Origin of the sequence: Abiotrophia defectiva ATCC 49176 (assembly GCF_037041345.1) — a bacterium.
Lineage (GTDB): Bacteria > Bacillota > Bacilli > Lactobacillales > Aerococcaceae > Abiotrophia.
Genome location: NZ_CP146287.1, coordinates 666,998 through 689,579, shown reverse-complemented (window position 1 = coordinate 689,579; position 22,582 = coordinate 666,998). Strand labels below are relative to the sequence as shown.

Genomic DNA, 22,582 nt, shown 5'->3' with positions numbered 1-22,582 from the left:
CCTTTTGGATAGAGATGTTAGTCAATTATTTTTGTGGGGTGGCTGACAGGCTCAAGTCGCTGACCCGGCAGGCTCAAAGCGCCCCGCTCCGCAGAGCCAGCCGCCAGCCCTTTCCTTTCCCCACCTTCTAGTACTCCAAGTCCCCAATATTTTGCGGCTGGTCGTTGACCGTGATCGACTGAATTTGGGCGTCGTGTAGGCGGATGACCCGATCGGCGATAGGCGCCAGGGCCCCATTGTGGGTGACGATAATGACCGTGGCCCCCTCCTGGCGGGACATGTCCTGAAGAATCTGCAGGACCTGCTTGCCGGTCTGGTAGTCCAGGGCCCCGGTCGGCTCGTCACAGAGCAGGAGCTTGGGCTTCTTGGCTAGGGCGCGGGCGATGGACACCCGTTGTTGCTCGCCCCCCGATAGCTGGGCCGGAAAATTATCCAGTCGGTGGCTGAGACCCACGGCAGCCAGGGCCTGAGCTGGATCCATGGCATGGGGCACGATTTCCGCGGCTAGCTCGACATTTTCCAGCGCGGTCAGATTGGGCACCAGATTATAGAACTGGAAGACGAAGCCCACGTCATAGCGGCGGTAGTCGGTCCGCTGGTGGCTGCTGTAGGCGGCGATGTTCTGGCCGTCAATCCAAATCTCCCCCTGGCTGGCCGTGTCCATGCCCCCCAGAATGTTGAGTAGGGTAGACTTGCCGGCGCCGGAAGCTCCTAGTATGATGACCAACTCGCCCTGCTGGATGTCAAAATTCAGGTCTTTGTTGGCTGTAATTTGCCCCTGACCCGATGGAAAGTATTTACAACAATCTTTTACTTCAATATAGGCCATGCGGTCACGTCCTTTCTCCTGCCTGAGGTGGTTAAATTGACAGGTGTTGATTTATCTCTGCTTTTATTATAAAATAGACGGAAGGCTAAGACAATAAGCAAAAATCAACAGAGTGTCTATTTAAGGAGGGCCTATGACTCAAAAACGCCAAACCCAAACCAAGGCTGCCATCAAAACGGCCCTAACCCAGCTCCTACAAGAAGTAGGCTTCGAGCAGCTGACCGTCCGCCAACTCTGCCAGCGGGCCGGCATTAACCGCGGCACTTTCTACCTGCACTACCAGGACAAGTTCGACCTCATGGAGCAACTCAAGGAAGAGACCCTGACCCAACTGCGCACTTTCTTCATTGAAAATCAGGAGCACAATGTCCACCTGGTGCTAGTCCTGGAGTATATTAAGGAAAATTACGACTTCATCTACGCCCTCTCCCAGAGCAACTATCTCAATTTCAAGGCCACCATCCGCGAATTCATGCTGCAACTCTTCCGGCGCGAAGACCCAGCCGATTTGCAGGCCTTTCTAGGCCGCAACTTCCCTATTAATCAAAAATACGCCCTGGAATGCGTCCTCAGCCTAGTCGAAGGCATCATCAACCTCTGGGTCAGCAGCGGCGCCAAAGAATCCCCCCAAGAAATCCGCGATATCTTTGGGAAGGTACTAGACTTTACTAACTGGTAAAGGGGTTGGTGGCGCGCTAGTGGTCCGGCCTTTTCTAACTTTTTAGGGGCTGGAGGCTACTTTCGAGGCGCGCTAGTGGTCCACTCGTCCGAATGGACCACTAGCTCCAGCTTTTTCTGCCTTTTTGGGGGCTGGAGGCTACTTTCAGGGCGCGCCAGTGGTCCACTCGTCCGAGTGGACCACTGGCTCCGGCTTTTTCTGCCTTTTTGGGGGCTAGAGGCTACTTTCAGGGTGCGCTAGTGGTCCACTCGTCCGAGTGGACCACTGGCTCCGGCTTTTTCTGCCTTTTTGGGGGCTAGAGGCCGCTTTCGAGGCGCGCTAGTGGTCCACTCGACCGAGTGGACCACTAGCTCTGGCGGAATCTATCTTTTTAGGCAGCCGGCGCCACGCTCCCTTTTTCCAAAACACAAAAGAAGCCCTGCCACTAAAATGGCAGGGCTGTTTGCTGTTAACGGGATTGTTTGCGGTGTTCGGTGTAGGCGATCCAGATGCCGGACACGATTAGGAGGCCGATGATGAAGAGGGAAAGGATTGAGGAGGCTTCACCAGTGCTTGGGAGGCGGCGGCCATTACGGTCATAGCGAACGCCTGGCTCTTTAGACTCCTTAGTCGCTTGGCTGGCTGATGAGCTTTGGCTCGCGCCGGAAGATTGGTTGGCGGCTGGTGCTTGGCTAGTAGCTGAAGCCTGGCTCGCAGCAGAAGACTGACTCGCAGCTGAAGACTGGCTTGCGGCAGCACCTTGGTTGTTGCCGGAAGTTTGGTTGTTGCCAGATGCTTGGCTCGCAGCTGGTGCCTTGCTTTCTTGGCTTTGGCTATTGGCAGCCTGACTAGACTGGCTTGCTTGACTAGCCTGCCCTGCTTGCCCGGCCGCCACAGCGGTCAGCACATAGTTGGAGCGGTAGACCTTGAAGGTGCCCAGGTTGGTTTGGACCTCTTCCTTGGCGTCTGGGTTGGTTTGGCCAACTTGTTGAGCTTGGCTGGCGTCGACTTTGTAGTCGGGATGGGCTTTGACGAAAGCTTGGGCCGCCATATCGAAGGGAGACTGGCTGGTCTCGCTGTTAACCAGGTAGTGGCTGGTTTCGGAGACTGCTTGCTTGTCATCTTGAACCTTAACCGTCATCAGTTGGGCGTCTAAAAGAGGGTTGTGCTTAGGCAACTCGGTCACGGCGTAAGTCTTAGGTTCTTGGGCTTCCTCTACCGGCAGGCTGTCGGCAGCTTCCAAGACAAAGTTGGCTTCAAAAGTATGGCCGTCAAACTCGCCCTTGTCTGTGACATAGTGCTTCTTAGCCGTATCAGTCTTGATATTCTGAGGGACGCGCTCAATCTTATAAGTGCCCTTAAGCAAGTCATAGATTTGGTTAAAGGTCACGTCTCCTGTATTGACGCTAGTATAGTAGAGGGTCTTGTGGACCTTGCCGTCCTTGTCGACTAAATGAATCTTGACTAGCCCCTTCTCGGAAGCTGTCTCGTCCGCCTTAGGCATGAGGTTGACAACGGATAAGGTCTCTTGCGCTTGGGCAACCGGCACTGGTGCCAATGGCAAAGCCAGGCTCACGGCTGCTAATAATGTAATACTCTTTTTAATAATTGCTTTCATGGTAGGTCTCTCCTTTTCTTTTTCTTGACTACAGTATAAGCCTTGGGCCAGCAAAATGGGGCAAAGTCATCAAAATCGATTAAAAATCGTCGAATTTGATGTTTTATGAGAAAAACCCTCAGAAAAGTTATCTGGGGGTTTAGAAGTATAATAAATTAATAACCTTATTACTTATTTAGCACAAAAGTGTCGTAGACTTGTAGATAAGCTATTATTGAAGACAAGAAAATGCTGCGACTAAGGTAAATTTGAATATTTTATTCTGCATACTTACTGACAACCTTTCTATCACGTTCATAAGTCTATCTTCTTAAACGGCGTTTTTCTGCCAAGACGATTAATAAACCAATCAGCGTTAATCCAAGGGAAACAATTGAGATAATTCCAATATGGACTTCACCTGTATTTGGCAACTGTCTGCCAATCTTGTTGCTTGGTGTGGTCGCAGCTACTGGAGCTGGGCTTTGGGTTGCTTTGTTAGCTTTCTCTGACTGACCATCTTTCTTAGCTAGATTAGTTGGAGCGTCAACCTTCTTACTTGGAGATTGACTAATTTCTTTCTTAACTTTATCAATCTTCTCTTCTTTCTTGCTTGGAGCTGGTTTTTCTGCCTTATTTTCTTTGGCTTGCGCAGATGAAGTCGCTTCTTGACTTTGGCTTACTTGGCTACTTACGGTTGCGGCTGATGATTGAGCTGCTGGCTCAGCTGCTGCTACTTGAGGCTTGGTAGCTTGGACCGCCGTTAAGACATAGTGGCTACGGAAGACATTAACAGTCCCTAGACTCGTAAGGACTTCCTCTAGTTGCTGACGGTTGACGCTCCCTTGTAGCTGGGCAGTTTGCGCATCCACTTGATACTCAGGGTGCTCCTTGGTAAAGCTAGCTGCCGCTAAGTCAACTGGAGATTCTGTGCTATCACTATTAATTAAGTAATGGGTGGTAGCTAAGTCAGTCCCTGCTTGGTCCTTAACATCTACTGTCACTAATTGTTCATAGAATAGGTCTGCTCCTTTTTCTTCCAATACGGTAACAGGATAGATAACAGGTTCTTCAGCTTTTTCTACTGGAACTTGATCTGGGTTCTTAAGAACAAAATTAGCTGCTAAGTAACTTCCGTAGAACTCGCCATGATCCGTCACATAATTCTTGAGATGGGTGTCTGTTTGCACATTTTGTGGTGCTAATTCAATGTCATAACTTGACCCTAGCAAGCTAGCAACTTGGCCTAAGGTAATATCCACCGTGTTGAAGCTAGTGTAATAGAGCGACTTATGAACGACATTATCGGCACCTACTAAGTTAATCTTGACTAAGGCATTGCGCCCGATTCTTGGCGTTGCATCTTTGGGTACAAGACTCACAACTGGTAATACATTAGGCTGTTCTTGGGCCTGGGCTTGCACAACTGGCAAACCCATCCCCACAAGAGCCGCTAAGGCCATTAGCTTATGAACAACTTTTTTCATGATAATATCCTCCTAAAACATTGGATTATTGAATAATCCGACGAGCAAAACTTGGCATATAGTAGGTCATATCCGCAATCTTAACAACTTGGCCTGGATAAGGAGCATGAATATATTGCTTACCACCTAAATAGATGGAGACATGCTCGGTGCCACCACGAGGACCATAGAAGAAGAGGTCACCTGGTTTTGCATCTTTGATTGCGACTTCAGTCCCTTTACGTTCTTGAGTAACTGTCCATGTTGTAATATCAATGCCTAAGGCTTCTTTGAATACATAGCCGACAAAACCTGAACAGTCAAAGCCGCTTGGTGTCTTACCGCCATAAACATATGGTACACCTAAATACTTCTTAGCTACTTCAATGACTTTCTGACGTCTAGCATCCAAAGTTGATGGTGTAGTAGGTTGTGGTTTTGCTGGCGCTGGGGTTGCCTTGCCAGAATTACCATAGCCCTTCTTAACGATAATTTGTTGCCCTGGATGAATCATATCACGATATGAGCTGAAGCCATTCCACTTAACCAAATCGTCAAGCGTCACTCCGTAACGTTGTGATAACAGCCAGAGAGAATCACCTGATTGAATTGTATGAGTAGTGTCAGGTGTATAATTATTGCTTCCACTTGCTGGATTATTGTCATTAGATGGCGTGCTAGCAGCAGGCTTGCCTGGTTTCACAACTAGCTTATCTCCCGGATGGATCATTGTACTTAATGATGAGAAGTTGTTATATTTAAGCAGCTCATCCAAGGTAATCTTATAGAGGTTCGCAATCGCCCATAGAGAGTCTCCTGATTTTACTTGGTGATACTGTGCCGCCTCTCCGCGAGTCTTGAAGCCAGTGTAGCCTTTATCTTCTTTTTCTTTCTTGTCTGCTTGTTTGGCTTCTTCATTAGCCTCTTTCTTCGCATCTTCCTTGGCTTCTTGGCTTGAAGCTGGCTCTGATACTTTGTCTTCATTGGTAGTAGGTTTCGCTTCGGCTTCGGAAGACTCTTGGACCTTAGTTTCTTCTGTCTTCTTATCGTCTGGTACTTTCTTATCCTCTGGCGCTTTTTCTTCGGCCACACTCCCTAGCTTAGCAGTTGGGGCTGCTTCAACTTTTGCTGTCTCTGGAGCTTGAGGCGCTTGACTTAGAGTTGACTCAATAGGTTTTACTTTTTCGACTAATTCAACTGTTGGTGCAGATTGAGCTTCAGTTACTTCCTCAGCTTTAACTGCTTGTTCTGTTGCTAAAATTGCTACTAATGCTGCACCACATAAAAATAATTTCTTGTTCATTTTCTTTTCTCCTCTATATTTATTTTAGCTATAATATAAAATGTTAAATGTATGTCCCGTAGTATCCCCCATCTCCACATCTTTTAACTAGTACTAGTCTCATTCCGCCATATTTAGATGGCGGATAGTTCTTAAAAATTCTTCGATATGGCATCTTAAAAAATGATGTATATCCAACTTCATTTTCTGTATTAGGATGATTCAACTCATGAGCTGATATGTTACTTACAGCTAACAGTTGAAGCCCCAACAATGCGAGTAGTACTGTTTTTTTCATTGTCATAATCACTCCTTGTTCTTTGACTAAATTAACTATATAATAGAACTATCAGAAATTGTTCGAAGTCTTCAAAATCGATGTTGAAATCGTCATTTTCGATTGCAAAACATCAAAAGCGATGTTCAAAACATCATTTTCGATGACAAGTCATCATTTTCGACGTTTTGTCCATCATTTTCGATGACTACTCGTCATTTTCGATAGTTTTTTCGTCATTTTCGATGACTTATTATTAGATTATTCAATGGAGGTAGCTACTCTATGGAGCTTCTTATCAATCTAAGTGAATCTTACCACACACTAATCGGTATATTTGCTCAGCGAAATCCTCTTAAAAATTGGCCTATGTCCTTTTTTTATAGCATGGCAGTGATTTTGATTTCTTATTCATTTTCTATCTTTGGTTTTCCTACCTATGTTTCGCAGCTAGTTATATTTGTTGTTTTGCTGACTGGCGCCCTAATCGAGCCTAGTGATGATAAGACCAATGCCATGGTAAAAGCGACCATTTTTGCTACGCTCCCCTATATCAACCTCAAACTCGATGGTTTTATTCAGGACTTCTTTCTCTCAAATATCCAGATAGAATCTATCGAAACTGAGCTTATCGTTTCTCTCATCATCTCGCTCATTCTTATTATCTTGTTGACTCGCCTTGAAATGTCCTTTTATAAGTATTGTCAGAACCAGTTCAATCGGCTCAGTTTCTGGATTATCCCGATTCAGCTTTCTCTTTACTTCTTCTTTATTTATAGCGATTTGGCCCTAACCATTACCGAAATGTATGACGCAAGTCCAGCTCAGACGCTTCTTCATTTCAGCCCCTTCGTGGTCTTGCCTATCTTATCTATTTTATCCATTGTTTTCTTCAACCATGCTATGAACCAATCCCAAGAAGTCGCCCGTGAGAAGGAGCAGTTTAAGGTGAGTCAGGCCTTCTCTAGCATGATGGCGGATCAGTACCAGGAGATGCGCAAGTTTCGTCATGACTATAAGAATATTCTGCTAACTCTGGAAGGCTACATTCGCGACCAGGAATGGCAGGGGCTGGCGAATTATTTCCATCAGCATATCCAACCCACCCAAGTCATGACCGACCAGCTAGGCCTAGAACTCAGTCGTCTGTCCAAGATTCAAAGTCCGGATGTCCGCAATCTGCTCTTCACCAAGTTGGCCTTTGCCGGGACTAATGGCATAGACCTCAGCATTGAAGTGCCAGATGACCTCCACCTCAATGTTGAGCGCAATCCCATCTACTTGGTGCGTATTATCGGGATTCTCTTGGACAATGCCATTGAAGCCCTAAGCAATCAGGAGGGTGGCAAGCTGACCTTGGCGGTCTTCGAAGACCTTGGCGATGTTCACCTGATTATTGAAAATGACTGCCAAGAAGACCCAGGTGACCTCAACAAGCTCCTGGAAGCCGGCTACTCCACTAAGGGCAGTGGCCGAGGGTTGGGCCTGAGCAACGCCTTAGAATTAGCGCGAGAAAGTCAGTTCCAACTGACCACTCAATTTGCTAACGAACGCTTCACCCAACATTTACTCATTCGGAAGGAGTTGCTAGTCCCATGACAGACTTCAAATTCCCAATCTATATTTGCGAGGACAACCCCAAGCAGCGCCAGTGGCTAGCGGATCTGATTGAACGCTATGTCATGATTGAAGATTATCCCATGGAGTTGGCCTGTGTGACAGGTGACCCGGACAAGCTCCTGAATAGCTGGACCAATCGGCGGGGAAATGCCGTCTTCTTCCTGGATATTGACCTGCAGCATGAGCTTACTGGTATGGATATTGCGCGGCAGATCCGCCAATATGACGATGGCGCTAAGATTATTTTCGTTACGACCAAGGAAGACTACCTGCCCCTGTCCCTGCGCTATAAGGTTCAGGCTTTGGATTTCATTCCTAAGGATGACATGGACGACATGTCCCAACGCGTCAAGGAGTGCCTAGACACTATCAACAACTGGCGCAGTCTCAATGGCCAGGCCAAGCAAGTCTTCACCTTCAAGCAAGGTAAGAGCCAGATTAGCCTCAGCTACGATAAGATTCGCTTCTTCGCCACCCTTCCCCAGGCCCATACCGTTGAGGTGGTCGGCGTCAATGCCCGCTATCAGTTCTACCATTCGATGAAAGAACTAGTCGATGAGCTGGCTGAACCCTTCATGGCCATTAGCCGCTCTGAAATTGTTAACCTGGACAAGGTGGTCAGCTACAATCCCATGCTGCACACCCTGACAGTGGAAGGCGGCTACTCCCTAGGCATCGCCCAACGCCAGTACGGCCGCGTCATCCGCGCCCTCAAGGTGCGCAATATCAAGCCACAGATACTATAGGCAAATAAAGCAAAAGCACTGCACCCCATCAAGGGGTGCAGTGCTTTTTGTTTGGGGCGGGATGGGGGCTGGTGCCTTGTTTTGGGGCTAGCCAGTGGTCCACTTTCAAGAGTGGTCCACTAGCTACTCAGAAAAAGGCGGAATTCCGGCAAAAGTCCCGAAAAAGCGTGAGCTAGTGGTCCACTTTCAAGAGTGGACCACTAGCTACTCAGAAAAAGGCAGAAATCAGGCAAAAACCCCGAAAAGTCGCGAGCTAGTGGTCCACTCGAAAGAGTGGTCCACTAGCTTCCTGGAAAAAGGCAGAAATCAGGCAAAAGCCCCGAAATATCGTGAGCCAGTGGTCCACTTTGGAGAGTGGACCACTAGCTACCTGGAAAAAGGCAGAATTCCGGGCTTTTGCCTCGAAATAACGCGAGCCAGTGGTCCACTTTGAAGAGTGGACCACTGGCTACCCGGGAAATGGCTGAATTCCGGCAAATGCCTCGAAAAAGCGCGAGCTAGTGGTCCACTCTAAAGAGTGGACCACTAGCTTCCCGGAAAAAGGCTGAATTCCGGATAAATGCCCCGAAAAGTTCGTGCCGCTACCCCTCCCCTTTCAACAAAGCCTTCAGATCCCATAGCTTAGTGGCTAGGCGGGTGCGGCGGTCGTCGTAGGAGCTGAGGCTGATGCCGAGTTGGCGGGCTTTGGCGGTATCGGTCAGGCGCGGATCTAACAAGAAAGTCAGAAAGTCTGCCTCTCTATCAGACAAGCGCGACCGAGCAACAGCTAAGAAGGCGTCCGCCCCCTGACTAGACTCCTGGGTCCCGCCCTGCTGGGCTTGCCAGGCGCCCGTCTCCGACCGTTTCAAATCCTGAGCCAGCAAATCAGCCACCAGCTCCGAATCGGGCTCAGCCCCGCCGCCATTTGCCAATAAACCTAAGGGCTCGCGACTGCGCCGGAGGCTAGCGGCCTGGGCCAAATCCCAGAGATAGTAGCGCAGGGCCGGCTTAACATAGCCAACGAAGCGGCTGCGACTCTGATCCTCTAGGGGCTGGCCCTTAAATTTCTGGGCCAGGTCCCAGAGCTTGAGGTAGAGTTCCTGATAGAAGTCCTCATAGTCGGGATGGCCGCGGTAGTAACCTTGCGAATGTAATACATAGTGTATGACCCCACCATACTGTTCGACGAGCGCTGTTTGATCCAGCGTCTGGTCTTGTGTCAGCATGGTTTCACCTCTTGGGGCGCCGCCAGTCAGCCCACACTCCTCATCCCGATTTCACCCTAAGGGATGAGGCCAAGCCTGGGCAAGGCTAGTCAGGCGCCATGATAATTGTGCTTAATCAGTCACCTATTGGGGCGCGTCCTGTGTTAAACTAAGACTGACCCCACTAGTTCGACTGAACAACCGCTTGTTGACGCAGGCGGTTGTTTTGATTTGTCTGGAAAGGTCCGTCGGCCTGGAGCTACGGGACCTGATTTCCCCTCCTCATAGTGGATGCCGAGGGTGCGCTAGACCTTGCTGGCCTGCTGGCAGATGGTGCTAATATAGGCAAAGGGCTTCTTGGCCTGGCGACGATGGGCCTGCTCGATGGCTTCAATGACGGGCCAATAACCAATCTTATCCAGCCAGTTCCGAAATTGCAAGCTTTCCGCCCCAGTCATGGGCCCAAAGTAGCGCTCATAAAAGGGCCGTAGCTTGGCCATGTCGCGCTCCACCCGGACGAATTGATCCATGGTCTGCTGGCTAAGGCCCGCCTGAGACTGGCCTGGCTTACTGGTCAGGGACTGGGCCCGGGCTAGGGTCTGGCTGAAGCTCTGGTCTGGTAGCTTGATGGCCTGTCCAAAGGGTTGCTGGCTAGCGGCGCTATCCAAGCTAATCATTGACAGGCTTAAGGCTGATTCGCTGTTGCGTCCCTTTGTCAGGTCTGAATCAGTCATGAACTGACTGGCTAGTGATTTGCCCTCCGAATCAGGGTCCAGCTTGGACGCCGAATTATGATTCTGATTCTGTTTGTGATTATGACTCTGATTCTCTTTATGAATCTGATTGTCTTTCTGATTAGGATCTTGATTATGGAGGTCACTAGAGCCTAGGCGGCTTGAATCCCCATGAGTCCCCTGACTCAAGCTGCCTAACTGCGTCCCCTGACTCAAACTAGTCACCCCTTCCCCCTCACTGCCTAACTCCTGGCGGCGCTTAAGTTCGGTGGCTAGGACCTCCTGGGACAGCTGGTCGATTAGGCGGTGGCTGTGCTCATAATAATTAGCTAGGTGCTGGAAGACCTTGACTAGAAGTTGGCTATCGCGGACATCTTCGGCCTGGTTGCGCAGCAGGCGCTCGACCGGCTGGCCGCCTTTGACTAGGCTATAGGTGAGAAAGTCCAGAATGGCCACTTCCTGGGTCTGGTCGGAATAGGCGATGACCTGATAATCGTCTTGAAAGCGGGCCAGGAGCTGTCCCACCTGGTCATCGTCCAAACTCATATCGAAGGCAATGACCCGCTTAGGCAGAGAATAGATGCCCAGCTGTGTCGAACGCGGACAGGTCATGAGATATAAGGCAAAGAGCTTGTCCTGGGAGGAATAGCGTTCCATAACGTCTACTTGATTCCAGAAGCGGGTATCGACGACGCGTTTGAGGCTCATAGGTCCTGCCCCTCTCTCTCATTGCAGGCTTGGATGGCCTGACGCAGGGCAGTGGCAGGTTGCCATTTGGCCCAGAAATCCAGGGCAGCTTGCTTGTCGCCTTGGCGGATCATGTCGAAGCGACTGACCTCGAACTGGAGTTTGAAGTCGCGTTGGGCCTGGTGGAAGAGTCGGTAACGCAGCCCTTCATTGAGATAGGCTGGGGCTTGAGGTCCGCCCAACCAGTCCCTCAGGCACTGACGGCGAATAGAAGCCAGGCCTTCGGCGACGGCCGGTAGAATAACTGGTTCTGGCCGGCTCTCCAGGGCGGGACGGTCGCTGGCCAATTTCATGAGGGCCGCTAGGACCGTTTGGACATCTTGTGGTGACAGAGAATTTGCTTTGTTTGTATTTTTGTTAACATTCGTTGCCATAAGTATTCCCCCTATAGGTGACAACTGTGCTTGCTATCGAGCGCCAGCCGCTTGGCTAGTTGAGGACGTGGCCACCGGGTCACGGCTCGATATCTTCTCTGAAATGATGGAATCAGCGTCGACTGCTGTCTTCTGCCGCTTCAGGATGCTCACGCAACCATAATTGGTGGTAGAAGATACGAACGAAGGCGTCATTATCCAGATTGAGACCCAGGGCCAAACGCAAGGCCACGCGTCGCCGCGGCTTATAGTGGCCGCAGATAATGCGGTTTAAGAGGGAGCGGTCAATCCCATAACGTTGGGCCCGTTCCTTCTGGCTACCATAATCTGCCTCAATCAATTGGATCAGGAAGCCAGCATCATAATCCTCATCGCTGTTAGCGCGATAGTCTGCCATTGTAATCCCTCCTTTCTGACTTGTATTACCTTTAAGAAAAGGTTTACAACTACATCATATTCCCATCTTCACGAATTTTCAAGATGATTTTAATTTTTTCCGGTAAAATCGCACAACTTGTTAACTTTTGTTAACTGCATGAGCTAGATTGTGCGTATTTCAATCTTTTTTTGGACCTTCCCAAGCCATTTTTTTAGCCGCTTACATCGCATTCAGAATGTAAATCTCCGTAATAAAATAAGGACGGAAGCTTAGTTCCGTCCCTATAAATTGCGCTGAGCTAACTATTCTATTTTTAATTTTGGTTCTTGAGTCGATTGAGGACCCAACGCGCCTGATTGGCGCCGGATTCTGCCCCTTCCAATTCAAAGACTTGTAGTGCCTTTTGACAAGCAATTCTTGCCTCCTCTATCATGACTTGATTTTCTAAGAGTTTTGTCAGACCAAGATAAGTTAGACCTAAGAGATAGAAGGATTCCGCCGCTTTGGCTACTTCCAAAGCCTCAGAATAATAGTGATAGGCTGCCTCCTGATCATTCATGGCTAAGCAAATCTCTGCTAAACGATAATAGACTCGCATTTTGAAACGACAATCTTCTAAGCTATCTAATCGAACCAGTATCGATTCATAGTAAGAACGCGCTACTTGATAGGCTTCTAAATCCATATTCAATAAGCCCATGCTTGCTAGCACTTGGCAATAGAGCGCCGGCAGACCCGCCACTTGATCCAAAAGCTTCATCAAGCGTGAACGGTAGCTTTCAACATCCTGACTTAAGGAATAGTCATTAACTGCCTGCAACCACTGATAATAATAGACATCATCCCCCGCTAATTGCGTCGGGTCGAGACGGTTTAGGACCACCTCTAAGGCCTTATAATCTCGCTGCTCCAAAATCCGTCGCATCTCTTGGTTGAAAATGGTTTGTTGGGCTAGATTACGCACATGAAATAGTTGATTGATTTCCTCTTGGCTTAAAGCCAGTCGACTACTTAGTTTAGCGAATAATTCAACCGATGGCATGACGGTGCCCTTTTCAATCTTACTGATAACCGCCTGGGTGCAAATCCCCTGAGCCAAAGCACGTTGTGTCATCCCCTGAGCTTGACGTTTAGTCTTAATAAGATGAGCGATAACTTCCTTCATCACCTTACCCCCTTGATTCACTTACTAGTATACACTTTTTTGGAGCCAATGACAAAAATATATGTCAGGACAAATATTTTTTTGAGAAAGCCCATATCCAAATATTTATCAAGAAATTTTGATTTATAGCCAATTTGAAGCCCTTCTTGCTTTTAGGTAAAATGGTTATTTTCATGAAACAAACAATTATAAAAATATGATTCTTTTAGTTATTTAACCATTAAGATGATTATTTATCCCGATTCTAATGATTGACCTAGAGAATCGAAATGGTCTATACTATAGATGAAAGGCCTTTCTAAATTGGGAAAACAGGCCCTTTCGTATAAACAGGACGCTCTATGCCCTTTGACTTGGGCACTCATTACTAAAATAGGAGGCTACTATGAAACACTTAAAATCCATAATGTTGGCACTTGTCATCCTGGCTTGGCCTCTAAGCAGTGTCTCTGCTCATGAATTAATGACAAACGTTACAATCGACGATCAGGTCATGGAACAGCTACAAGCCAATGACTCCGTTGAGCTAGCAACCTATCCTGTCACCATGGACTCTGCTAGAGAAAGACTTGAAGCAGCTATTCAAGCTCATTACAAGATTGTCAACAAAGAAGAACACCAAATAGCTAATGGTGAATCAGGTGTTATCTACTCGACTCAAGACAAGCATCAGATTAATGTCGGTTTTAACCCTTTTATGCAGTCAACTAGCATCATTTATAGCAAGCTCCCAATCTCAAATCTAAGCAATATTGCAACAGGTGCTCTCGAATATCAAAGTCAGCACCCTGACAAGAATTTCTCCTTAAGTTTGACCGATGAAGAAGTTATGGATCGAATCAAGCAATTCATTGCCAGCTATAATCTTGACATCGAATTAGAAAATGTTCAAATACACCGTTTAACCAAGCGTAGTTTCCAAGAGCATATAGCTGAGTACAATCAAGCTGAAGAGAACAAAGAGGACCCGGTCAAACTCCCAGATGGTTATGAATTTCAAGATCTCTACTATGTGACCGCCACGCGCGCCATTAAGGGCACACATTTTTTAAGTAATGAAGAAATTATTGGTAATCCGGATGCCGGCAACTATGTCCTCGGCGAGAGTTATCGTTTTATCTTCAACCAGGAAGAAATGCTTGATTCCTACATTCTCTCCCATTTTCAACTCCAAGACTCAGAAGGTTCCTTAACCTTCAAACCAGCTAAAATTATCGACCTAATCAAGGACAAGTTTGCTGACCAGATTGTCACCAACCCAATTCACATCGACAAGATCTCTTTAGGCTACGCGCCGATTGTTACTGAGGCAGAACCCCATAGCCGCAAGATGCGCATTGAACCGGTTTGGATTGTCCATATGCGTGTCACAGAATCTGAACAAAATGACACTGAACTCTTTGATATGAACCTCTACTTCAGCCCGCAAACAGAGAAGGAGTTGCTACGATGAAACTCGTTTTACGTCTAACTAGCTCTATCTTTAGGCGTTGGGACTTTTGGCTTGCAGTAGGGCTCTATGCCTACTTTCTCTGTATGCCACTTTATAGCGAGTATCAGCGAGGGGGGGGCATGCCAGCCCTGTATTTCCTCAATCGAACCTATCGGGCAACCGATGCTCGCTCTATTCTTCAAGTCATCGCGCTATTTCCAGTGATTCGCACATTCTTTTATCAACTTGATAGCAGCTATCTCTCGCTATGGCTAGTTCGCAAATCTTCTTGGCGGAGTCTAGCCATTCTAGTAGCTCAAGCCCTGCTAATGACAGGTGCTGTTGTAGGCTTGGGTTACATCTTGTCTTTGGCTTTTTTTGCTTGCTTCGTTCCTATCGCTTCGACCGATGGGCGAATCTTAAGTCAACTTGTCACCCAATACCCTGGAGCTCATCTACTTGGAAGCCCTTGGGTTGGTTTCTACTATTTGATTCCATATTTTTTGCAATGGGCAACTACTTCTTGCACGCTCTTAGTGGTCATGGGGTTGGCTATGTTCACAGATAATATTCTCTTCTTGACTATTAGTCCCCTCTTGTTTTATGCGCTCTTCCGCATGAAGCTTGTTTGGTATATGGTAAATCCTCTTCACATTTTTACTCCTGAGATTACTGCCTTGAAAGGAATGTACAATAATCAGTTGCTACCTGTTTTGGCCCATCAATTAGTTTATTTAATCCTCTACATCCTACTCGCTTATTATCTGCTACACCGAGCTCTTAAGAAGCGAATAATCGGACGCTACCAATTTGCTATCTAGGAAGGAGGTAGGATTAAATGTTTTGGAATTTATGCTTTCAACAAGTCAGACGCACCATTATCTCTAGCCGTTTTCTTATTTCCTTATTGCTAGTCATCGGCTTCAGCCTCCCTGAATTACTGGGCCTTCGAGCAATGGCTAACCATTTTCACGAGACCATACACCTTGGCTTTTTCGTTTTTTTCTTGTCCAGTAGTTTTCGCATTATGGTTTTATTTGTTGCCCTGGCACTACTCTTCGCACCCCTACCAGATCGCAGTGAACAGCAAATGCAGCTGATTTTACGAACTGGCAAGCGGATTTGGCTATTAGCTTATCTTGTGGCGATTGTCATAAGTCTCTTGGTCTTTCTCTTATGCTATCTTCTCTTCCTAGAAGTCATGTTAGTAGGGCACCTACGTTTTGACTCTCGTTGGGGTAAGATTTTAGGGAGCTTAGGCCAACAGCCACAATTTGGTCTGCCTTTTGAATTGACACTTAAGTATGACTACTATATTCAGTCACAATTGAACCCTTGGACCGCCATTTGGCGACAATTACTAGTGCTCCTGCCAATCACAAGTCTCTTCGCCTTAGGAGCCTTTCTACTCAATCTTATCCAAGATCGTTTAGGTAGCTTCTTCGTCTCTACTTTAATCAGTGTGCAGCTACTAGGGGGCTATATTCAAGAATTTGACTTTTATCGCATAACAGTTCTCTCTTGGGTTGGCTTGGTGAATATCGCCAATGAACAGAACGCCGCCCTTCCTTCGCTAAGCTATATTGGACTCTGTCTTGCTGGCTTTGCTATTTTTCTAGCTGGCCTCTTGGCCTATTTCCTCTCCCGCCATTACCGTATTCAATACTAGGAGGTATATCATGACAGCATTTCTTTCCTTAGACAAGGTCACCAAGCGATTCAAAAATGACCTGGTTTTTGAAGATGTTTGCTTAACTGCGGAACCTGGTCAGATTGTTGGATTAGTGGGACATAATGGCTGTGGTAAAACGGTTCTCTTTAAGTGCATTGTAGGTCTTCAAAAGATTCAATCTGGGCAGATTCAAATTGCCAATCAAGTGATTGGTCGTGATGTAGAAATTGCCCAAAACGTCGGCATTCTCCTAGAAAAGCCGGGCTTCATCCCCTATCTCAGTGGACAAGCCAATCTTGAACAACTAGCGGCTATTCGTCGAACCATTGACCGCGCACAAGTAGAAGCAGTCCTCCAAAGTGTTGGTCTCTACCATGCACGTCATAAGAAAGTTAGCACCTATTCTCTCGGTATGAGACAGCGCCTCGGTATAGCCCAGGCCATCATGGAAGCGCCTGACCTAGTCATCCTAGATGAGCCCTTTAATGGCCTAGATAAAGAAGGTCTCCAACAAATTTACCAAGTAGTTGAAGACTTGGCCGCTCGTGGCATTACCATTCTAATGGCTTCCCATTACCAGGCGGATATTCAACGCCTTTGCCAAAAAGTCTATCAATTTGAGAACCATCATCTCTATCAACAATCATAAGACATTAGCCAGGTTATTCCCTACTATACTTAGGGAAACTGGCTATTCTTTTGCACAAAAAAAGACAGGAAGCTAAACTTCCCGTCTCTCTTGCATTTCTTAGTACCAGCCGTTGGCTTCCCAGAAGACTTTGGCTGCTTCCCAAGAACCGTAACGGTTCTTAACGTATTCGTCAGCCACGCGTTCTTGGTTCTCGATGGAGTAGTCACCGTTCAAGTACTCAGCAGTTAATTGGTAACGGCCGATGTAACGACCTGATGGGTTAACCGCGTTGTAGTCACCACCGGATTCCTTCTGCGCAATCCATTCTTTGGCTGCGGATTGAATCCCTTGGTAGCCTGAGCTTGAGCTGGTGCTGGTAGTTTCTTCGGTCTTGCTTTCTTCAGCAGCTGGAGCAGCTTGATCAGAAGATTCCTCGACTGCTGGGGCAGCTGGCGTCGCTGGCGCTTCTTCAACTGGCGCTGGGCTTTCAGCTACAGGAGCCGTAGATTCCGCAACAGGAGCAGAGCTTTCTTCAACCGAAACTGGCGCGTTAACTTCGCTAGCAGCTTGGACTTGAGACTCAGAAGATTGGCTTGCTGCTTGCTCTTGGGCGCTAGCAGGCTCAGCAACTGGTTGAGCTTGTGCTTGAGCTGCAGCTGCGGCTTGGGCTTCTTGGAAAGCAGCGGCAGAAGCTGTTGGCGCTTGGTGAACTTGAGTGACTGGTGACAAGTCAACTGGTTGTTGGCTTGCTTCAGCTAAAACTTCTTGTGGAACAGTTTCAGCAGCCACTTGTTGGTGGGTATCCGCTTGAACAGTTTCCACGTTCCCTTGACGGTCGTCTAAGGTCACGGTGTTAGCGCTTGGGTTATAGTAGATGACAGACCCTGCAATAATCAAGTCTGGGTTGGCAATGCCGTTAAGACCGACTAAAGATTCTGTTGGCACATCTAAGGCCTGAGAAATAGTCCATAAGGTATCGCCCCACTGTACCACATAGTATTGTGAGTTGGTTACAGAGTTGCGGACATGTTCAACCGTCCGTTGAACCCAGCCGGTTACAGACGCATCAGAATAATCTACGGCTAAGGCAGTTGCTTGTTGTGCTGCGAAACCTAATACAGTTAAGGCAGTCACCACTTTAAGTGTCTTCTTCATATAGATATCTCCTTTTATACATCGCACACGCCCTCGGGCGCAGACGTTAAATTCTTTGAGTGGGTAGGCGCTGGACTTGCGTGAGCTCCTGGAAGCTAGGATTGCTGAAGCTCCGGAAAGCTTGGCTTGAACTTCTGTAAGCTAGGCTTGCTTAGCTAGGAGTAAGTCGGACTTGCTGACCTAGACCTATGAAGCTAGGAAAAGCCGCCAAACTTGGCGCGGCCAGTGACCCTCCACCTCGTGTCACGTATCTATCATACCCTAATTAGACGTCCCTGTGGGGAAAATGCCCCAGATGTTAATCAGCTTTAAAGGATCCCGCCCCAAGCTGACGCAAGTTTGTTATCTAGGGCGGGGATTGTAACCTGGCTGTAACTTTTTACTCGGGTGCTGCCTTGTTCTTAGGGAGCCAGTGGTCCACTCGGCGGAGTGGTCCACTGGCTCACGACTTTTCGGGGCTTTTGACCTAGTTTCCGCACTTTTCAGAGGAGCCAGTGCTCCACTCTCTAAAGTGGGCCACTGGCTCGCGGCTTTCCGGGCTTTTGGCCTAGTTTCTGCCCTTTCCCGGGGAGCTAGTGGTCCACTCAACGGAGTGGACCACTGGCTCACGGCTGTTCGGGGCTTTTGACCTAGTTTCCGCCTTTTCCCGAGGAGCTAGTGGTCCACTCGACGGAGTGGGCCACTGGCTCACGACTTTTCGGGGCTTTTGACCTAGTTTTCGCACTTTTCCCAGGAGCTAGTGGACCACTCGACGGAGTGGTCCACTGGCTCACGGCTTTCAAGGCTTTTGACCCTGTTTCCGCACTTTTCCGGGGAGCCAGTGGTCCACTCGACGGAGTGGACCACTGGCTCACGACTTTTCGGGCTTTTGACCTAGTTTTCGCACTTTTCCCAGGAGCTAGTGGTCCACTCGACGGAGTGGTCCACTGGCTCACAGCTTATCGGCAACTTTGCCTTAGTTTCCGCCTCTCTCCTAGCCTTTTAAGCCCGCGGCCGGCCCTTTTCCTAGCTTCTCATCAACTTTTTATCTTGAGCTTTCGTGCAAAAAGGCCCCTTTTCGGGTATTTATATATGAAGACACATTTTCACACCGAAAGGAGAATGCGGCATGCGACCGCCAACTTGGGATTTCTACTTTTATCAGCTGCTTAGTCAGCGTTTTGAACTGAATGATTCGGACCAACGAAGGCTGGCCCGTCTGCGAAAAGGTTACGAGGGGGAGTGTCGGCTGGACGCCAGTATCCAAGCGGCCGGCTTGAGCTCGATTTATCTGCAGGATGTTTGGCTGCCTAGTCGGGAGGGGCCGGCGACTCGGGGCAGCCAGTTGGATGGGGTCCTGGTCTTGCCGGATTGCTTGTTGCTGCTGGAGGCCAAGCACTACTCGGGCTCCTTCCGCTACCTAGGCAAAAAAAGTTTACTAAATGATCGACCCTACCACCACAATTTAGTCAATCAACTTGAAAATCATGTCGAGGACTTGCGTCAATTTATCGAAAGTCGCTACCTGCCACCCATTCCTATCCGTGCCCTGCTCATTTTCACAGACGACCAACTCGCCCTAGAGGGAACGCCGGGGCATTTTCTGACCTACGCCCAGTGGCTGGACCTGCTCGGACAGCTAACTAGTAGACCGCCCCTGGCCAGCCAGTCCCTCTACCTCAGGGCGCTCAGCCCCTGGCAATTCCAAAACCCGCACCGGCCGCGTCAACTGGCACCGATCGAGGAGCAGTTGCTGCGGCGGGGACTGCTTTGTGCAAAATGTGGCTGGGGGACGCTGGAACTTTCGCGTTATAAGTGCAGCTGCCCCACTTGTGATTTCAGTGAAAACAAGTCACGTTGCTACTTGCGGGCCCTCTATGAGTTTGCCCTCTTGCATCCTGACCAGCCCATCACAAGGCGGGCGGTGCTGGATTTTCTGGGAGAGGACGCCAATCCCAAGCTTGTGTCCAAGTTGCTGGCTCATTATGCTCAGCAGCAGGCCCACGGTCACGGCGCCAACGTGCCCTACGCCATCGCCCAGCCTCATCTTAAGCTGCATGACTTGCTAGAAAATCCGGACCAGCCCGTGCAGATTCATTAGTCCGCTTAGAAAGGGGGATAGTGGTATTCGGGCTCGTGGCTTTTTCGGGCTTTTGACCCAGTTTCGGCCATTTTCCCAGGGAGCTAGTGGTCCACTCGAAAGAGTGGTCCACTAGCTCGTGCTTTTTCCGAGCTTTTGACCCAGTTTCTGCCCTTTTCCAGGGAGCTAGTGGTCCACTCGACGGAGTGGTCCACTGGCTCACGACTTTCCGGGCTTTTGACCCGGTTTCGGCCCTTCTCCAGGGAGCTAGTGGTCCACTCGACGGAGTGGTCCACTGGCTCGCGACTTTCAAGGCTTTTTGACCTAGTTTCCGCACTTTCCCGGGGAGCTAGTGGTCCACTCGACGGAGTGGTCCACTGGCTCACGACTTTTCCGGGCTTTTGACCTAGTTTCTGCCCTTTTCCCAGGAGCTAGTGGTCCACTCGAAAGAGTGGTCCACTGGCTCACGACTTTCCGGGCTTTTGACCTAGTTTCTGCCCTTTTCCCAGGAGCTAGTGGTCCACTCGACGGAGTGGACCACTGGCTCTCACCTTTTCCCGGCTTTTGCCCTGGTTTCGGCCCTTTTCCGGGGAGCTCGCGGCCTATCCTAGCTTCTCTCCCACGCCACACAAAAAGCCCGCACCGTAGTGCGGGCTTTTTCCCTATTACTCTGTCACGTAGACCGGACGTAGGTTAATGGTACGGCCGAATGGCATGACTTCGAAGTTTTTCACGCGGGCTTTGAGTAAGTAAGAAGTGGCAGATTGATAGATTGGCGCAGCGACTGCGTCTTGCTTAATGCCGATGACTTCGGCTTGGATTAAGGCTTGGCGACGCTTAGCTGGGTCGTTGGCGTATTCGTTGCGGGCTTGCTCCACTAGTTTGTCGTATTCAGCATTCGAGTATTTAGCGAAGTTAATGCCGCCGCCAGTCTTGTACTGCTCGATAAAGTTAAGAGCATCTTGATAGTCTGGCGCCCAAGTCCCGTAGAAGATGTCAAAGTCAGATTGACGTTGGAACTCGAGACGGTTCTTGAGGGGCACGCTGGAAATGGTCAGCTTGAGACCTGGCAAGTTGGCTTCTAATTGAGCCTGCAAGAACTCAGCGGTCCGCTTGGACAAGCCAACGTCAGAGGTCAGTAATTGCAATTCAATGGTATCCTTGCCTAGGGCCGCTTTGGCCTTAGCCCAGTCAGCTTGGGCCGCTTCCAAGTTATACTCTAACATTGGGCCAGCCGCTGTTTGGTAGTCCTCGCCTGCCTCGTTGACGTCGAAGTCCTTAGGCACTTGGTTGTTGAGGACCTTGGAGCCGTCTTGGATGACAGAGTCGGCATAGACTTGCTTGTCGAAAGCTTGGGCGATGGCGCGACGTAAGTCGGCATTAGCGGTCGCTTCCCGTTGGGTGTTGAAGCTGAGGTAGCCGATGGTTGCTTTAGAAGCAGTGTGGAAATCGTCCGCCCCAGTGTATTCTTGGACAAATTGGTCAGTCAAAGTGGTGTAGTCCAACTGGCCAGCATCGAAGAGGTCGGCACCAGTGGAGTTTTCTTTGATGACTTGAACTTGGACATCCTTGAGGTAAACGTTGGCCGCATCCCAGTAGTTGTCGTTCTTGACCAATTTCCACTCCAGGTTGGTCCCGTTCCAGTCTTGAATGGTGAAAGGACCGTTGGTGACAACATTGTCGGCGCTGGTCCCGTACTTGTCGGCCTTGGCGCTGTGAACTGCCTTGCTGACAGGCATGTAGCGGCTACCGGACAAGAGTTTTGGCAGGTATGGCGCTGGGTATTCTAAGGTCACTTCAAGGGTCTTGTCGTCTAAGGCCTTGACCCCTAACTCGGAGATTTCTTTCTCACCTTTGCGGACTGCGGCTGCGTTCTTGAAGACGTCAACCGATTGGACGCTGGCACCAGACTTCGGATCGGCCAGACGTTGGTAGCTGTACTCGAAGTCGGCCGCCGTCACCGGGCTGCCGTCGCTCCATTTGAGGCCGTCGCGCAAGGTAAAGGTGTAGGTCAAGCCGTCGTCAGAAACTTTGACTGATTCAGCTTGGCCAAACTCCACTTCGGTCCCGTTCTTAACCCGGTAAAGACCTTCGAAGACCTGACCGATCATGTCGGAACTTGGCACGTCATTGTAGAGGGCGCTGTCCAAAGTAGCCAGCTCCCCTTGGGTTGCGATGCTGAGCTTTTGCTCTACAGAGGCGTCAACGCCAGCTGGTTGAGCAAAGCTTGTCACAGGGCCAGCCACAAAGCTAGCCAGTAAAGTCGCCACAAGGGCGGAACGTTTCAATGCTTTTAATTTCATTAAAGAACCTCCTATTGGGTTTTCATTCTAATCATCATGAGAATATTCTATCCCTTTTGCCGCCAATAGTCAATGATTTAGTTTCTATGACGGGTTATAGGGCTCAGCTATAGTGGAAAGGAGTTGGGTGTGGTGGCTGGTTGTGGGCTTCTGACTAGGTTGCTGCCCTCTCACAGGGAGCTAGTGGTCCACTCGCCAAAGTGGGCCAATGGCTCACAACTTTTCCGAGCTTTTGCCCTGATTTCAGCCCCTTCTCAGGGAGCTAGTGGTCC

General features: G+C 48.9%; 20 protein-coding genes. 8 read left to right on the top strand and 12 right to left on the bottom strand.

The window, feature by feature from the left end; all coding sequences use genetic code 11:
• Window positions 1-127 precede the first annotated feature (127 nt).
• Window positions 128-829, bottom strand: coding sequence for an ABC transporter ATP-binding protein (locus V7R82_RS03310; RefSeq protein WP_338543382.1), 702 nt, complete (start codon window positions 827-829; stop codon window positions 128-130).
• Window positions 830-962: 133 nt separating this feature from the next.
• Here V7R82_RS03310 and V7R82_RS03305 point away from each other — a divergent pair, with 133 nt between their 5' ends.
• On the top strand, window positions 963-1,508 hold the full coding sequence (locus V7R82_RS03305; RefSeq protein ID WP_314198126.1) for a TetR/AcrR family transcriptional regulator: 546 nt from the start codon (window positions 963-965) through the stop codon (window positions 1,506-1,508).
• Window positions 1,509-1,956: 448 nt separating this feature from the next.
• Here the strand turns inward: V7R82_RS03305 and V7R82_RS03300 are convergent, their stop codons facing one another.
• From V7R82_RS03300 to V7R82_RS03285, 4 genes are all read right to left on the bottom strand, one after another.
• Complete coding sequence (locus tag V7R82_RS03300) at window positions 1,957-3,105, bottom strand: LPXTG cell wall anchor domain-containing protein (protein WP_338543378.1); 1,149 nt, start codon at window positions 3,103-3,105, stop codon at window positions 1,957-1,959.
• A 302-nt stretch (window positions 3,106-3,407) separates the two neighbouring features.
• The gene (locus V7R82_RS03295; protein ID WP_338543376.1) at window positions 3,408-4,571 is read right to left on the bottom strand and encodes a hypothetical protein; all 1,164 of its coding nucleotides are present in this window, start codon (window positions 4,569-4,571) and stop codon (window positions 3,408-3,410) included.
• 25 nt (window positions 4,572-4,596) lie between these two features.
• The gene (locus V7R82_RS03290) at window positions 4,597-5,853 is read right to left on the bottom strand and encodes a C40 family peptidase (RefSeq protein WP_338543374.1); all 1,257 of its coding nucleotides are present in this window, start codon (window positions 5,851-5,853) and stop codon (window positions 4,597-4,599) included.
• 43 nt (window positions 5,854-5,896) lie between these two features.
• Window positions 5,897-6,130 carry a hypothetical protein gene (locus V7R82_RS03285; RefSeq protein WP_291429255.1) on the bottom strand — a complete coding sequence of 78 codons (234 nt, stop codon included), beginning with the start codon at window positions 6,128-6,130 and terminating at the stop codon, window positions 5,897-5,899.
• 348 nt (window positions 6,131-6,478) lie between these two features.
• Here V7R82_RS03285 and V7R82_RS03280 point away from each other — a divergent pair, with 348 nt between their 5' ends.
• Both V7R82_RS03280 and V7R82_RS03275 read left to right on the top strand, forming a co-directional pair.
• Entirely contained in the window at window positions 6,479-7,708 is a 1,230-nt protein-coding gene (locus tag V7R82_RS03280; RefSeq protein ID WP_338543371.1) for a sensor histidine kinase, read from the top strand.
• On the top strand, window positions 7,705-8,475 hold the full coding sequence (locus V7R82_RS03275; RefSeq protein ID WP_338543370.1) for a response regulator transcription factor: 771 nt from the start codon (window positions 7,705-7,707) through the stop codon (window positions 8,473-8,475). The genes V7R82_RS03280 and V7R82_RS03275 overlap by 4 nt, the downstream gene beginning before the upstream one ends.
• Window positions 8,476-9,056: 581 nt before the next feature.
• Here V7R82_RS03275 and V7R82_RS03270 read toward each other — a convergent pair.
• From V7R82_RS03270 to V7R82_RS03250, 5 genes are all read right to left on the bottom strand, one after another.
• A complete protein-coding gene (locus tag V7R82_RS03270) occupies window positions 9,057-9,680 on the bottom strand; it encodes a hypothetical protein (protein WP_338543368.1) in 624 nt (207 codons plus the stop codon).
• 284 nt (window positions 9,681-9,964) lie between these two features.
• Window positions 9,965-11,101: a hypothetical protein gene (locus V7R82_RS03265; protein ID WP_338543366.1), complete on the bottom strand. Its 1,137-nt coding sequence runs from the start codon at window positions 11,099-11,101 to the stop codon at window positions 9,965-9,967.
• A complete protein-coding gene (locus V7R82_RS03260) occupies window positions 11,098-11,514 on the bottom strand; it encodes an ORF6C domain-containing protein (RefSeq protein WP_315272307.1) in 417 nt (138 codons plus the stop codon). The genes V7R82_RS03265 and V7R82_RS03260 overlap by 4 nt, the downstream gene beginning before the upstream one ends.
• A gap of 112 nt (window positions 11,515-11,626) precedes the next feature.
• On the bottom strand, window positions 11,627-11,911 hold the full coding sequence (locus tag V7R82_RS03255; RefSeq protein WP_303766455.1) for a helix-turn-helix domain-containing protein: 285 nt from the start codon (window positions 11,909-11,911) through the stop codon (window positions 11,627-11,629).
• Between the two features lie 295 nt (window positions 11,912-12,206).
• The gene (locus V7R82_RS03250; RefSeq protein ID WP_311466782.1) at window positions 12,207-13,058 is read right to left on the bottom strand and encodes a helix-turn-helix transcriptional regulator; all 852 of its coding nucleotides are present in this window, start codon (window positions 13,056-13,058) and stop codon (window positions 12,207-12,209) included.
• A 385-nt stretch (window positions 13,059-13,443) separates the two neighbouring features.
• Here V7R82_RS03250 and V7R82_RS03245 point away from each other — a divergent pair, with 385 nt between their 5' ends.
• Genes V7R82_RS03245 through V7R82_RS03230 form a run of 4 tightly spaced genes read left to right on the top strand, consistent with a single transcriptional unit; the run spans window position 13,444 to window position 16,811 of the window.
• A complete protein-coding gene (locus V7R82_RS03245; RefSeq protein ID WP_311466780.1) occupies window positions 13,444-14,511 on the top strand; it encodes a hypothetical protein in 1,068 nt (355 codons plus the stop codon).
• Window positions 14,508-15,311, top strand: coding sequence for a hypothetical protein (locus V7R82_RS03240; RefSeq protein WP_311466778.1), 804 nt, complete (start codon window positions 14,508-14,510; stop codon window positions 15,309-15,311). Before V7R82_RS03245 ends, V7R82_RS03240 begins: the two co-directional genes overlap by 4 nt.
• Before the next feature lie 17 nt (window positions 15,312-15,328).
• Window positions 15,329-16,159, top strand: a complete 831-nt coding sequence (locus tag V7R82_RS03235) for a hypothetical protein (protein ID WP_311466777.1) — start codon at window positions 15,329-15,331, stop codon at window positions 16,157-16,159.
• 10 nt (window positions 16,160-16,169) lie between these two features.
• Complete coding sequence (locus V7R82_RS03230) at window positions 16,170-16,811, top strand: ABC transporter ATP-binding protein (protein WP_303825270.1); 642 nt, start codon at window positions 16,170-16,172, stop codon at window positions 16,809-16,811.
• A 99-nt stretch (window positions 16,812-16,910) separates the two neighbouring features.
• On the opposite strand, the gene V7R82_RS03225 is transcribed toward V7R82_RS03230, so the two are convergent.
• On the bottom strand, window positions 16,911-17,948 hold the full coding sequence (locus V7R82_RS03225; RefSeq protein ID WP_338543357.1) for a LysM peptidoglycan-binding domain-containing protein: 1,038 nt from the start codon (window positions 17,946-17,948) through the stop codon (window positions 16,911-16,913).
• 1,108 nt (window positions 17,949-19,056) lie between these two features.
• Here V7R82_RS03225 and V7R82_RS03220 point away from each other — a divergent pair.
• The gene (locus V7R82_RS03220; RefSeq protein ID WP_338543355.1) at window positions 19,057-20,028 is read left to right on the top strand and encodes an NERD domain-containing protein; all 972 of its coding nucleotides are present in this window, start codon (window positions 19,057-19,059) and stop codon (window positions 20,026-20,028) included.
• Between the two features lie 644 nt (window positions 20,029-20,672).
• Here the strand turns inward: V7R82_RS03220 and V7R82_RS03215 are convergent.
• Entirely contained in the window at window positions 20,673-22,310 is a 1,638-nt protein-coding gene (locus tag V7R82_RS03215; protein WP_291454432.1) for a peptide ABC transporter substrate-binding protein, read from the bottom strand.
• Window positions 22,311-22,582 lie beyond the last annotated feature (272 nt).

Bases quoted from the DNA above. Each gene is read 5' to 3' on its own strand.
- V7R82_RS03235 (WP_311466777.1), top strand. From the start codon at position 15,329: ATGTTTTGGAATTTATGCTTTCAACAAGTCAGACGCACCATTATCTCT.
- V7R82_RS03230 (WP_303825270.1), top strand. From the start codon at position 16,170: ATGACAGCATTTCTTTCCTTAGACAAGGTCACCAAGCGATTCAAAAAT.
- V7R82_RS03270 (WP_338543368.1), bottom strand. From the start codon at position 9,680: ATGCTGACACAAGACCAGACGCTGGATCAAACAGCGCTCGTCGAACAG.
- V7R82_RS03250 (WP_311466782.1), bottom strand. From the start codon at position 13,058: ATGAAGGAAGTTATCGCTCATCTTATTAAGACTAAACGTCAAGCTCAG.
- V7R82_RS03240 (WP_311466778.1), top strand. From the start codon at position 14,508: ATGAAACTCGTTTTACGTCTAACTAGCTCTATCTTTAGGCGTTGGGAC.
- V7R82_RS03215 (WP_291454432.1), bottom strand. From the start codon at position 22,310: ATGAAATTAAAAGCATTGAAACGTTCCGCCCTTGTGGCGACTTTACTG.
- V7R82_RS03225 (WP_338543357.1), bottom strand. From the start codon at position 17,948: ATGAAGAAGACACTTAAAGTGGTGACTGCCTTAACTGTATTAGGTTTC.
- V7R82_RS03265 (WP_338543366.1), bottom strand. From the start codon at position 11,101: ATGAGCCTCAAACGCGTCGTCGATACCCGCTTCTGGAATCAAGTAGAC.
- V7R82_RS03310 (WP_338543382.1), bottom strand. From the start codon at position 829: ATGGCCTATATTGAAGTAAAAGATTGTTGTAAATACTTTCCATCGGGT.
- V7R82_RS03300 (WP_338543378.1), bottom strand. From the start codon at position 3,105: ATGAAAGCAATTATTAAAAAGAGTATTACATTATTAGCAGCCGTGAGC.
- V7R82_RS03280 (WP_338543371.1), top strand. From the start codon at position 6,479: ATGTCCTTTTTTTATAGCATGGCAGTGATTTTGATTTCTTATTCATTT.
- V7R82_RS03255 (WP_303766455.1), bottom strand. From the start codon at position 11,911: ATGGCAGACTATCGCGCTAACAGCGATGAGGATTATGATGCTGGCTTC.
- V7R82_RS03260 (WP_315272307.1), bottom strand. From the start codon at position 11,514: ATGGCAACGAATGTTAACAAAAATACAAACAAAGCAAATTCTCTGTCA.
- V7R82_RS03290 (WP_338543374.1), bottom strand. From the start codon at position 5,853: ATGAACAAGAAATTATTTTTATGTGGTGCAGCATTAGTAGCAATTTTA.
- V7R82_RS03285 (WP_291429255.1), bottom strand. From the start codon at position 6,130: ATGAAAAAAACAGTACTACTCGCATTGTTGGGGCTTCAACTGTTAGCT.
- V7R82_RS03245 (WP_311466780.1), top strand. From the start codon at position 13,444: ATGAAACACTTAAAATCCATAATGTTGGCACTTGTCATCCTGGCTTGG.
- V7R82_RS03305 (WP_314198126.1), top strand. From the start codon at position 963: ATGACTCAAAAACGCCAAACCCAAACCAAGGCTGCCATCAAAACGGCC.
- V7R82_RS03275 (WP_338543370.1), top strand. From the start codon at position 7,705: ATGACAGACTTCAAATTCCCAATCTATATTTGCGAGGACAACCCCAAG.
- V7R82_RS03295 (WP_338543376.1), bottom strand. From the start codon at position 4,571: ATGAAAAAAGTTGTTCATAAGCTAATGGCCTTAGCGGCTCTTGTGGGG.
- V7R82_RS03220 (WP_338543355.1), top strand. From the start codon at position 19,057: ATGCGACCGCCAACTTGGGATTTCTACTTTTATCAGCTGCTTAGTCAG.